This is a genomic window from Ruminococcus sp. YRD2003 (assembly GCA_900109435.1).
Classification (GTDB): Bacteria; Bacillota; Clostridia; order Oscillospirales; family Ruminococcaceae; genus Ruminococcus; species Ruminococcus flavefaciens_G.
The window spans coordinates 26,040-38,574 of record FNZT01000004.1; the positions used below are offsets into that span (position 1 = coordinate 26,040).

The window sequence follows — 12,535 nt, forward strand, 5'->3', positions numbered from 1 at the left end:
CGAAACCGCCCGCGGGGGGACTCCCCGCCTTATTCTATATCGCCGTGGTGTGCCTGCAATGACTTGACTTCGAGGCACTTGTTCAGCTTCTTCGCCTTGATGCCCTCAACGCTCGCCTTAGCCGCCGCCATGGTGGTGATGTAGCTCACGCGGTGCTTGATAGCAGCCTTGCGGATATAGCTGTCGTCGTAGATGCTCGTCTTGCCTGCGGGGGTGTTGACGATGAGCTGTATCTCGCCGTTTGCTATCTCGTCGGCGATGTTGGGTCTGCCCTCGTATATCTTGTATATACGCTTGCAGGGGATGCCTGCTTCCTTTATCATCTCGTAGCTTCTGCCTGTTGCGAGAATGTTGAAGCCTATCTCGTGGAAGCCCTTCGCAATATCAATAAGCTCGGGCTTGTCGCGCTCGCATACCGAGAGAAGCACTGTGCCCTCCTCGGGAAGCGGGTTCTTTGTTGCCTCCTGAGCCTTGTAGTATGCCTCGCCGAATGACTTCGCGATACCGAGAACTTCGCCTGTGGAGCGCATCTCAGGTCCGAGGACGGGGTCGACCTCTGGGAACATATTGAACGGGAATACCGCTTCCTTGACGCCGTAGTGGTTTATCTTTCTGTCCTTGAGCTCGGGTACGGGAGAAGGTCTGCCCGTGAGCGATGATGTGATGATGTCCGTCGCTATCCTGACCATGTTGATGTCGCATACCTTCGATACGAGCGGGACTGTTCTCGATGCACGGGGATTTGCTTCAAGCACGTATACTGTGTCGCCCTCGATAGCGTACTGCATATTCATAAGGCCGCATACGTTCATCTCTACCGCTATCTTCTTCGTGTACTCCTTGATAGTTGCTACCTGCTTCTCCGTGAGGTTCTTCGACGGGAGTATGCACGCGGAGTCGCCCGAGTGTACGCCTGCGAGCTCGATGTGCTCCATAACAGCGGGTACGAAGCAGTGTGTGCCGTCGGAGATAGCGTCAGCCTCGCACTCTGTTGCGTGGTTGAGGAAGCGGTCGATGAGTATGGGTCTGTCGGGTGTCACGCCGACTGCCGCGTCCATATATACCTTCATCATTTCGTCGTCGTGGACTATCTCCATGCCGCGTCCGCCGAGAACGTAGGAAGGACGCACCATTACAGGGTAGCCGATACGGTTGGCTATCTCGATAGCCTCGTCCGCATTGACTGCCATTCCCGCCTCGGGCATGGGTATGCCGAGCTTGTCCATCATAGCGCGGAAGTGGTCTCTGTCCTCAGCGAGGTCGATAGTCTCGGGAGTTGTACCGAGGATATTTACGCCGTACTTTTTGAGGTCGCTTGCGAGGTTGAGGGGAGTCTGTCCGCCGAACTGTGCGATAACTCCCACGGGCTTTTCCTTCTCGTGGATAGAGAGGACGTCCTCGAGGGTGAGGGGCTCGAAATAGAGCTTGTCTGATGTATCGTAGTCTGTGGAAACTGTCTCGGGATTGCAGTTTACGATAATTGACTCGAAGCCGAGCTTCTTGAGTGCGAGAGCCGCATGAACACAGCAGTAGTCGAACTCGATGCCCTGTCCTATACGGTTGGGGCCGCCGCCGAGTATCATTATCTTGGGCTTGTCTGTATTTACGGGGCTCTTGTCCTCGTCGAGGTGGTAGGTCGAGTAGTAGTAAGCCGCGTTCTGTGTGCCGCTTACGTGTACGCCCTCCCATGCCTCCTTGATGCCGAAGCCGATTCGCGCCTCGCGTATCTCCTGCTCGGTAACTTCGAGGAGAGAGCTGAGGTAGCGGTCGCTGAAGCCGTCGAGCTTAGCCTGCTTCAGCACGTCCTTTGAGGGAACTGCGCCCTTGTTTGCGAGAAGTGCTTCCTCCTCGTCTACGAGTTCCTTCATCTGCTCGATGAAATATTTCTTTATCTTTGTGAGCTCGTGGAGCTCATCAACGGTCGCGCCCTTGCGGAGAGCCTCATACATAACGAACTGTCTCTCGCTGGTGGGGTAGCGGAGCTCCTTCATGAGCTCGTCTTTGGTCATTTCGTGGAAATTCTTGGCGAAGCCGAGGCCGTATCTGTCCTTTTCGAGCGAGCGGATAGCCTTCTGGAATGCCTCCTTGTAGGTCTTGCCTATGCTCATTACCTCGCCGACAGCTCTCATCTGTGTGCCGAGCTTGTCCTCTGCGCCCTTGAACTTCTCGAATGCCCAGCGTGCGAACTTGATAACGATGTAATCGCCGTCGGGGACGTATTTGTCGAGTGTGCCGTACTTGCCGCAGGGTATCTCGTCAAGAGTGAGTCCACAGGCGAGCATTGCCGATACCAGCGCTATCGGGAAGCCCGTTGCCTTTGAAGCGAGCGCCGAAGAACGCGATGTTCTCGGGTTTATCTCGATAACGACGATGCGGCCTGTCTCGGGGTCGCGTGCAAACTGGCAGTTACAGCCGCCGATAACTTCGATAGATTCGATTATGCGGTAGGACATATCCTGAAGCTCCTTCTGGACGTCCTCGGGTATGGTCAGCATAGGTGCGGAGCAGAATGAATCGCCTGTGTGTACGCCTATGGGGTCTATATTCTCAATGAAGCAGACGGTTATCTTGTTGTTTTTAGCGTCGCGGACTACTTCGAGCTCGAGCTCCTCCCAGCCGAAGATGCACTCTTCGACAAGCACCTGTCCTACGAGGGATGCCTGCAAGCCTCTTGCGCATACGACTTTCAGCTCGTCAACGTTGTATACCATGCCGCCGCCTGCGCCGCCCATTGTGTAGGCGGGACGGATAACTACAGGATATTTCAGCTTCTCGGCTATCTTTACAGCCTCATCTACCGAATACGCTACCTCGCTCTTGGGCATTCCGATGCCGAGCTCGCTCATGGCATTCTTGAACTCGATACGGTCTTCGCCGCGCTCGATAGCGTCTACCTGAACGCCTATTACCTGTACGCCGTACTTCTTCAGCACGCCTGCCTTGTCAAGCTCGGAGCAGAGGTTGAGTCCCGACTGTCCGCCGAGGTTCGGGAGCAGTGCGTCGGGGCGCTCCTTCTCGATTATCTGTGTAAGTCTCGCGAGATTCAGAGGCTCGATGTAGGTGATGTCCGCTACATCGGGGTCTGTCATTATCGTTGCGGGGTTAGAGTTTACAAGAACTATCTCGTAACCCAGATTCCTCAGCGCCTTGCACGCCTGAGTGCCTGAGTAGTCGAACTCGCACGCCTGTCCGATGATGATAGGTCCCGAGCCGATGATCATGATCTTGTTTATATCCTGTTTTTTGGGCATATCGTTCTCCTCACCCGTGCATAGAGTATGCACGACATAGATTTACCATTCGTTATGGTATACATTCTTACCTTATATAATAACATATATCCCGACAAAATGCAAGGAAAAATACACGGAAGTTTTCTGCGGATTTTGTTGAAATTATATATGGGCTCAGGGACGGAATGTTCAGAGCGGCGCGTCGGAGGGTGTCCCACTTATGTACCGCTCGTAAAAATTTCTTGACAGACGCTAAATAATGTGCTATAATGTTCTTCGGACACGGGCTTGTAGCTCAGCTGGGAGAGCGCTGCGTTCGCAACGCAGAGGCCGAGGGTTCGATCCCCTTCAAGTCCACCACGAGCTGTGTCAGCTCGACCCCGATTTCGCGCCTCACTTGATGTGGGGCGCAAATTGTTTCCCGCGATCCATACTTGTTCATATAGACTAAATTTAAAAAGCCCCCGCAGGCAGATTCGCAGTTCAGTTTTACTGAGCCGCATTTTTTTGTAGGGGCGCCCTTCGGGCGTCCGCACTTTACCGAAATGCCCGCAATAAACGATATATCTGTAGGGAACGCCGCCTCGGCGTTCCGCATAAAAACGGCTTTGTTATTATGCGCGGAATAATTCCGCGGGCATACCAATTACGGACTTCCACAAAGGGACGCCCTCTCTTACAGGGCGTCCCCAGCAACAGAGTTGCATATAGCTGCGAAAGCCAAATCAAAGATTTGGTACGCAGCTTATCTCGAAAAACAGTCCACTGGACTGTTTTTAGATTCACCTCTTGCGGAGCGCCTTCGTTTTATTTCGCCGCTCTTTATAAACTGTGAGCGGCGACCAGAGGCGCCGCCTCTGGACTCTGCAAGCCTTTGAAAAGGCTTGAGCGAAACTTTCGGTTTCGCGCGGCAGTTTATTCAATGAGGCAGTTTTCTCCGCGCGGCAAGCTGGGCTCTTTTTTCTTGCTATTTTTTCCATTTAGTGTTATAATGTACATTGTGAAATCATTTTTCGGAGTGTAAGCAATGAATAAATATAAAAAGCTCGCGATGAATACGGGTATCTTCGCTATCGGCAGCTTCGGCTCGAAGATACTCGTCATTCTCCTGACCCGCCTCTATTCCCGTCATCTCGACCCTGCAAGCAACGATATCAAAGAGCTCCTCGAGCCTACTGCGCTGTTTTTGCAGCCTATATTCACTTTCGCGCTTCAGGAGTACCTCATACGCTTCGGTCTCGATAAAGAATACGACAAGCGGCAGGTCTTCACTACCTCGGGCGCGATAACCCTTGCGGGTATGCTGTTAATGGCTCTCGTCGTCCCGCTTCTCAGCCTTATCCCCGCACTCCACTACATTCAAGGGTACACTCTGCTGCTCGTGGTGTATGTCACGACCTCCTCGCTGCGAATGCTGTGTCAGCAGTTCGTGCGCTCGCGGGATATGGTCAAGCTCTTCTCGCTCGACGGCATCCTCGCCACGCTGACGCTCTTCCTCTTCAACCTGCTGTTCATTGCGGGCTTCAAGTGGGGAGTCGCGGGATTTATGCTCGCGGTCATTCTCTCCGACCTGCTCTCCGCGATATTCCTGTTCGTCGTTGCTGACCTCGGCAAATTCGCGCACCCGCGGTACTTCAACACGGAGCTCGGCGCGAAAATGATGCGCTATGCCGCTCCGCTCATTCCCACTATCGTTATGTGGACGATAACGAGCGTCTCCGACCGACTCTTCATCGAGAATATGCACAGCGACCGCGCTCAGCTCGGAGAGGGCTCTGTTACGCTGTACGGCTATGCTAACCGTATCCCGAACCTCATCTCTATGGTCTCGACCATTTTCTTTCAGGCGTGGAATATGTCCGCGATAACCGAGAACGATTCCGCCGACAGAAGCGAATTCTACGAAAAGGTCTATAACGCCTATGAGGCTATCCTCTTCATCTCGTCTGCGGCGCTCCTGCTCATAATCAAGCCGCTGACAGGCTTCCTCGTGGTATCGTCGAATTATAAGATATATGCGGACGTCTACCTCTATACGCCGATCCTCGTTTCTGCCGTGCTCTTTATGTCGCTGAATCAGTTCCTCGGCAGTATCTACTCCGCTACCAAGCACACCAAGAACAGCTTCTGGACGGCACTTGTCGCCTGCTCGGTCAATATCGTGCTCAACATCGCTCTTATCCCAGAATGGGGCATTCAGGGCGCTTCTATCGCGACTTTCCTCAGCTATTACGTCTGCTTCTGGGTGAGGATCATCGACGCGAGATATTACGTGCCGTTCAAGTTCAATGCGGCTCGCTCGCTCATTAATACGGCACTGCTCTTTATTATGGCGTGGGATATCATCGCCGCGCCCAAGCTGTGGGTGCTCATCCTTGCGGGGCTGTGCGCTGCTGTCGTCGGGCTCAACTATAAGGCGCTGCTGCTCACGGCTAATAAGCTCCTTAGAAGAAAACAGTGAAACAAACATTTTGCCCCGCAGGGGACTGCCGAAGTGAGAACAATGCGGTTTTTCTCACCGTCGGGGGTACCCTGCGGGGCTGATTGTTTATATGTATGCTTCTGTTTTGGTTCAGCTTTCGTTCGCTTCCACTTCTTCAAGCTTTGCAAAGTATCTCTCGGAATAGGTGCGGAACTCGTTGCGGAAGGTCTCGTCGTTCTCCTTTACGTCGTGGAGATATGCGTGGAGATTGGTCTTTTCGTCGGTCTCGATGAGACAGCCCGCAATATTTGAACAGTGGTCGGATATACGTTCAAGATTGGTCAGGATATCCTGGAAGATGTAGCCGAGCTCTACCGTACACTCGTCGTTCTGGAGCCTGCGGATATGACGGTTTTTCAGCTCGGTGCTGAGGTTGTCCACCACCTCTTCGAGCGGCTCTACCTTATGTGCCGCACCGAGGTCGTTGGTGATGTATGAGCTGAACGCTGTCGAGATATTCTCGGAGATAGCCTCGGTTATGACTTTCAGCTCGTTGATGCATTCATCCGAGAATTTGATGCCCTTTTCCTTGCACTCCTGCACGGATTCTATGAGGTTGACCGCGTGGTCGGAGATACGCTCGAAGTTGCCGACACAGTGCATCATTTTCGCAACGCGGCGGCTGTCCTTGCCTGTGATACTGCTCTTGGAAAGCCGTACAAGGTAGCTGTTTATCTTGTCTTCGTAGTGGTCTATGAGGTCTTCGGCGTCTATGACTGAGCGGACCTTTTCCGCGTTATACGGCGAAACAAGCAGCTCAAGCGCGTCGTTTATCGCCTCGCTCGTGATGTTCGCCATTTCTATGGTGGTGCTGCGGCAGGTCTCTACTGCGACTGCGGGCGTCTTGAGGAAGCGCTCGTCGAGTCCTCTCAGGCGATTATCCTCCGTTTCGGATTCTCCGCCTTCCTTGTCGCGGACTATGATGCGCGAAAGCTTGACAAGCATGGGGGTGAAGGGAAGAAGGATAATCGTTGTGGCGATATTGAATATCGAGTGCATCACCGCGATGCCCACATATCCGACAGGCTCATCGAAAATGCCGAGCTGTACGACGTGCTGAAGGATAAGCGCTACGGGAAGCAGTATCAGTGTGCCGAGCACCTTTATGAGAATGTGGATGCACGCTACTCTCTTTGCATTCTTGTTTACGCCGATGCTCGAAATGAGCGCTGTCACGCAGGTGCCTATGTTAAGTCCCATGATTATCGGCAGTGCCATACCGTAGGTCAGGGCGCCTGTCTGTGAGAATGCCTGCAATATTCCGACGGATGCGGCGGAGCTCTGGATAACTCCCGTGAATCCTGCGCCTACGAGCACGCCGAGGATAGGATTGTGGAAGGCTGTTAGTATCTGCTGGAATTTCGGTGAATTGGCAAGCGGTGATACCGAATCGGACATCAGCGACATTCCTGTCATTATGATGGCAAAGCCGACAAGGATACGTCCCACGTCCTTGTGTTTGTTCTTCTTTGCACCCATTATCAGCATTACACCGATGATAGCGACTATCGGTGCAAATGATGTCGGCTTGAGCATCTTTATGAACGGGTTCGTTCCGTCCACTCCTGCAAGACTGAGTATCCACGCTGTTAGTGTGGTACCGATATCCGAGCCGAAACATACGCCGACTGTCTGCTCCAGCGACATCAGCCCAGAGTTTACGAAGCCGACAAGCATTACCGTCATCGCTGACGATGACTGTATCGCTATCGTGACTACCATTCCCAGTATGATAGCCATGAATCTGTTGGATGTCATTTTCTTGAGCGCTACTTCGAGCTTTCCGCCCGTCAGCTTTTCAAGCCCCGTCGACATTACGTTCATTCCGTAGAGGAAGAAGGCGAGCCCTCCGAGCATTGTGAAGATGTTAAATATTGAAAATTCCGTTCCGTTCATACAAAATTACCTCATTTTGCGTTTTTTTCAATTCCTTTATTTTTTCTCTACTTTATATTATACCGAAACGGAACGGACAGTCAATAGAAAACAGATTTATTTTACATGGATTTAACATTCATTTTTTATATGTCTCTATGTCCGCTGCCAAGTACACCCCTTCCACCCCCGACATAAGGACTGTATTCATACAGAAGCAATACGGATATTAATTGAGGGAAACCCTTTTGAAAAAGGGTTCCGCTAACAGCGGCGGTCCCCTCTGTCGCTTCGCGACATCTCCCCGCACTGCGGGGAGTCACCCTCAAACTCCATTCCTAAAACTTTCAATTTAAATTTTGCCCCTATGGGGTACTCTCCTGATATGAAAAGAGTTAGTCTTTCTTTTCAATGAGAGTACCCCATAGGGGCAAAATTTGGACTAAAAGTCTTTGGAAAGGGGCTCGAGGGAGAACCCTTTTTCAAAAGGGTTTCCCTCAATTAATATCCGTATTGCTTCTGTATGAATACAGTCCTTATGTCGGGGGCGTTACAGTGTGTTGTTCTTTTTCTTTTCGGGCTTTCCGAGAGTTGGAGCCGTATCGGGTTCGCTGCTCTTCCTGATATCGGCTTTCTGCCGCAGGCGCTCAGCTTCGAGGCGGCGTGCAGCTTTTACCATATTCTCTGTCAGCTCCGTCGGGGCTTTCGGACGCTGTCCCGAAAGTGCTGACAGTGCGCGATTTAACTCGTTCTCGTTCATGCTCTGCTTCCTTGAAATATCTGTCGCTCGGGGATAAGACTATTACCGATCACTTCTTTTTAAAGGTCTTTTCATTGCCCTTTTTGTTCCCCGTTGTCTTACTCGTTGTTTTGTCCGTTGTCTTGCTCTTGGTCTTATCCTTGCTCTTATCCTTTGTCTTATCTTTGGTCTTTTTCTTGCTTACAGATGCTTTGGCATTCTCTATTTCTTCTTTAACGCTAATCAGGCTCTTTGCTTTATCGGGAGAGGTGACGTATTTCCTTGTCAGATCGGACGGATTGGCAACAAATTCGACGAGCTGGTCCTCGTTGAGCTTTGAGACCATATTGATGAACACCTTGTCGTGTATCATCATCTCGATCTGCTTGTTATAGAATATCGTCTTTGGGTCCATTGCAGCTTCCGGGAGATAATTTGTTAATGCACCGATGCCGAACCCTGATGACTCCTCGCGGTACTTCATATTGGTCATGACCTCGTTGACCATTATCTTTGCAATACACGCTTTCTTCTTGGTCATATCCATTGTCTTGCCCGATATGACCGCCCTACGGATAGTGCTGCGTGCTTTGTTTGCCTCCGTGTATGCATCCAATAAATAATCGCGTTCGATCAAATCGCCTGTATTATGTACCTCCGTTCGGGGATAATTATGGCTCATAATTTCGTCTCTCGATCTGTTGAGCCTGTCGTACTCCTTCGTTCTTGTGCTTATCAGCTTGTCAATGTCGCTGCTCAGCTCTACAGCGTCCTTCACGGCGTTGATACGCTTTGCAGTCTTTTTCGATAAGTTTTCGGGCATATCGCCGCTATTGGTGAGGAGACCCTGTCCTCTCTTGCGCTCGAAGTACAGCTCTGATTTTTCCTTGAGCTGCTTGTTGAGTTCGGTTACTTTCTCGAGAGCCTCCTTCTTTTCCTTGAGTGTGGCGTTCGGGTCTGTGTCAAGCGCTGTGTATGCCTGCATTGCGGCGCTCAGCTTATCCATGGCGGAAAGTGCATCGCTGTACTTGCCGCTTCCGAACCACACGCCCTTGCACGCCAGACGAGCTGCGGCTGCGATGCCGACTGCTTTATCCGCAAGCGCGGCATCATCTGACTTTCGATTTATTAATTCGGATACGTTCTTTGCTCCGATGACCTTCTTCTCGATGATATTGTTCTCGATGACGTTGTTCTCGACCGCCTTGGGAGGCATGATATCTATCGGCTCGGTCTTATTCTCGGCCGTGGGTGAGGTCTGAGGCTCTGACTTCTTGTATATCGACTGGCGCGCCTTGCCGCTTTGTCTGTTATTGATGAAGGTGTCGTCGTCAAGTCTGTTGGAGATGCGCTCCTCCTCTATTTTCAGTGACTCGCGTCCGATATCAAGGTTTTCGTTGTTGAGGATAAAGTCCTCAAAATCAGGGTGGTCGGAGGGCTTGATAGAATTGCTCCTCGGCTTCGCTTGGGTCTGCTCCAGCTCGCTGCGCAGGCTGTCGAGGTCGGGCGCTTCTTCTTTATTGAGGGTCGCAGTGTCCTGTTTGAGTGAGACTATTTCGTCGTAAACTGTCTCGTTTTTGACTGTCTCATCCTTGGGAGCTTCGGGCATAATGTCGACGGGAGCTGCCTCGGTATGCTTCTTCTGCTTTACGGCCTTCTTCTCTGCCTCTGCTTGCAGCTCGCCGATATTGAGCGGCTCAAGCTCGTCCTCTGCCTTCTTCTCCTCTCTGAGAGCTTCGGGGAGCCCGTCATCGGGTGCGGGAGCGTTCACTGCCTTTTCCTTCTCCTCGCCGATGTTGAGGTTGGCGGCGTTCTTTTCGATCTCTGCGTTGATGTTTAAGGGCTCAAGTTCGGTTTCTGCCTTCTTCTCTTTCTTGTAGTCTTCGTAGAACTTCGCATTGTCATTAATAGCTTCGAGGAGCTTTTTTTCGGACATACTGCTCAGCATATCCCCGAACGTGGAGTCGTTGCTGAGCTCGGTGTAGTTGAGAGTGTGAACGTCTTTGTCGAACATAGCGTCTCCGCCGCTTACTTCCTTTTGTATATTTAGGGCTGTCAGGTCGAGGAGTATAGCACGCAGCGTCTGAGGAGAATCGACACCAGGCTCGACTCTCGACTTATCCAGCGCGATCGCCTCATCTATGGTCTCGGTCGAGGGATAGTCGTAGGGGTGTGCGATCATGTCGTTTTTCTTGACCTGAGCTCTGTGCTCGTTGATGAGCTTGGTGTTTTCGAGGAATCGCTCACGCTCCTGCGACTTGCGGATAGACTTCGCCTTCTCATCGACGTACTTCTCCTCTTCCGCCTTTATCATGGACTCGGGTACGCCCTCGGTATAGAGCTCCTTCTCGCGTTCATAGCGCTCCTCAGCCATTCTGAGCTTGAGGTCATTGACTTCTTCCTTCTTCTTCAGGTATCTCTTGGTGCTATCGCCGAGCTCGGCAAGCTTAATCGTGCATTCCGCCTCTTTTTTCTCTATTTTTTTGGCGTCGGCTCCTATCAGGTCGATATCCGCAGCGGAGCGCTTCTGTACGCTGTATGTGTGGAAACTGTTTCCTCCGAGGTCGGCTTCCCACTCGTTGGCTAACTTCAACTGCAAGAAGAATTCATCGCTCTGTTTATTTGCGGCTTCGGGGGACGCGTTCTTCACTTTGGGCATGACCGAGCCCGAGAAGCACGTGCTCTTTACATAATCGGTGTTCATTATCATTATCGCATTTGAGCCCGTTAGGCAGTTTTCGGTGATGATCTCGAACGTCTTATCCGAAGCTTTCATCTTGTTCCTTATCTTTTCGTCGGCGAGCTCCTGCTCGTCACTGTTCATATTTCTGTATGTATCGCTGCACTGAGCCAAAAGGAGCATATAATCCTTGAACAGCTTCTTGGTGTCCTTGTTCGGCACTATTGTTTCCATTGAACAAATCTGCGCTTCAAGTTCGTTGAGCTCGCGGGTCTTCTTAGCGTGCTGAGCTGCGACTCTTTCCTTTTCGCGCTTGAAATCATCCAGCTTCTTTATCTCCTCGTCTGCCTTACTCTTGTTAGAATCGGGTGAATCGAAGCTTTCAAGTTCACGCTCGGCTTTTTCTATGAGCTCGTCCTCGTGGGTGATCTTGTCGATGTGGTAGCTGATAAGAGAGCGGCGCTTCTCCTGCCTGAGCTCGCTCGCGGAGGGCTCTTCCTGCTTCGGAGCAGGCTCCTCCTTTTCGGGCTCGGGTTTTTTATTTTCTGCTTCTTCCTTCTTGTGCTTTTCGATCTCGGCACGGTCTTTTTGGCGATTGAATTCCTCGAGCAGCTCGGCTTGCTTGCGTGCGTCCTCCTTTTCGCGCTCGAGGCGGGCTTTTTCCTTTTCCTGACGCAGCTTCTCCTCTTCGGCGAGACGTATTTTGCGCTCCTCCTCGGCTCGCTTTTCGTCTTCCTTGTTTCTGCGCTCACGTGCCTTGATCTCCGCCTGTCTCTGGGCTTTCGCCTCGTTCCACTGCTTGTGGAACTCCGAAGTATCGCCCTTTTCTAACGCTTTATCATACTCTATGTTGACATTTTTCTTTGTCCTGCTCTTTATATATATACCTGTGAGCTGGGCTTCGGTATAGCCGCTTATGTAGCCTGTGGAATCGTACATCAGGCGCTTTCCGTAAATGCTGTCGGAATAATATTCGCTGTTGAGCTCGTTAAGGCACTGCTCGCCTGTGAACTTCGTCAACAGCCTTGAGAGCGAGCGCCTCGCAGTTCCCGTACATTTCAGATCTCTGTGCAGTCTTTCCTGCTTTTCTTCCTGTAGTTTCGGATTCTCCTTGAGTGCTTTCAGGCAGAGATATTCCGCCATACAGTCAAGGCGCTGCTCATAGCTGAGCTTGCCGAAGTCTGGGCTTCGCATGGTATTGGCAAGTTCCTCCATGCCATTTTCACCGAGTTATTTTAATTCTTCTAAACTGCGCATAACCGCATACCTCCATACTTTAGGCAACACCGCACAAAGCCTTCAGGCGGTATTGCCTTTATTTGCAAGTTCTGCCCCTGAAACGGGCTCTCATATAATAATACCCCCTGAAAAAGGGAGAGGGTGCATTTATTTTTCACCGAACACACTGTACTCATACGAAAGCATTACGGAGTATTTATTGAGGGAAACCCTTTTGAAAAAGGGTTCTCCCTCAAACTCCCTTCCTAAAACTTTCAATTTAAATTTTGCCCCTATGGGGTACTCTC

Annotated in this window: 5 protein-coding genes and 1 tRNA gene; 2 read left to right on the plus strand and 4 right to left on the minus strand. The window is 51.3% G+C overall.

What is annotated here, in order from left to right; translation table 11 throughout:
* Positions 1 to 29: 29 nt before the first annotated feature.
* A complete protein-coding gene (gene carB / locus BMX22_RS03065; RefSeq protein ID WP_074740552.1) occupies positions 30 to 3,251 on the minus strand; it encodes a carbamoyl-phosphate synthase large subunit in 3,222 nt (1,073 codons plus the stop codon).
* Positions 3,252 to 3,517: 266 nt separating this feature from the next.
* Between carB and BMX22_RS03070 the strand changes: the two genes are divergently transcribed.
* Both BMX22_RS03070 and BMX22_RS03075 read left to right on the plus strand, forming a co-directional pair.
* Positions 3,518 to 3,593 (plus strand) — tRNA-Ala (locus BMX22_RS03070).
* A 667-nt stretch (positions 3,594 to 4,260) separates the two neighbouring features.
* Entirely contained in the window at positions 4,261 to 5,694 is a 1,434-nt protein-coding gene (locus tag BMX22_RS03075; protein ID WP_074740554.1) for a polysaccharide biosynthesis C-terminal domain-containing protein, read from the plus strand.
* A 111-nt stretch (positions 5,695 to 5,805) separates the two neighbouring features.
* Here BMX22_RS03075 and BMX22_RS03080 read toward each other — a convergent pair whose 3' ends face one another.
* The 3 genes from BMX22_RS03080 to BMX22_RS03090 form a co-directional block, all read right to left on the minus strand.
* Positions 5,806 to 7,611, minus strand: coding sequence for a Na/Pi cotransporter family protein (locus BMX22_RS03080; protein ID WP_074740556.1), 1,806 nt, complete (start codon positions 7,609 to 7,611; stop codon positions 5,806 to 5,808).
* 529 nt (positions 7,612 to 8,140) lie between these two features.
* Complete coding sequence (locus BMX22_RS03085) at positions 8,141 to 8,350, minus strand: hypothetical protein (protein WP_074740558.1); 210 nt, start codon at positions 8,348 to 8,350, stop codon at positions 8,141 to 8,143.
* A 49-nt stretch (positions 8,351 to 8,399) separates the two neighbouring features.
* The gene (locus tag BMX22_RS03090; RefSeq protein ID WP_074740560.1) at positions 8,400 to 12,224 is read right to left on the minus strand and encodes a hypothetical protein; all 3,825 of its coding nucleotides are present in this window, start codon (positions 12,222 to 12,224) and stop codon (positions 8,400 to 8,402) included.
* Positions 12,225 to 12,535 lie beyond the last annotated feature (311 nt).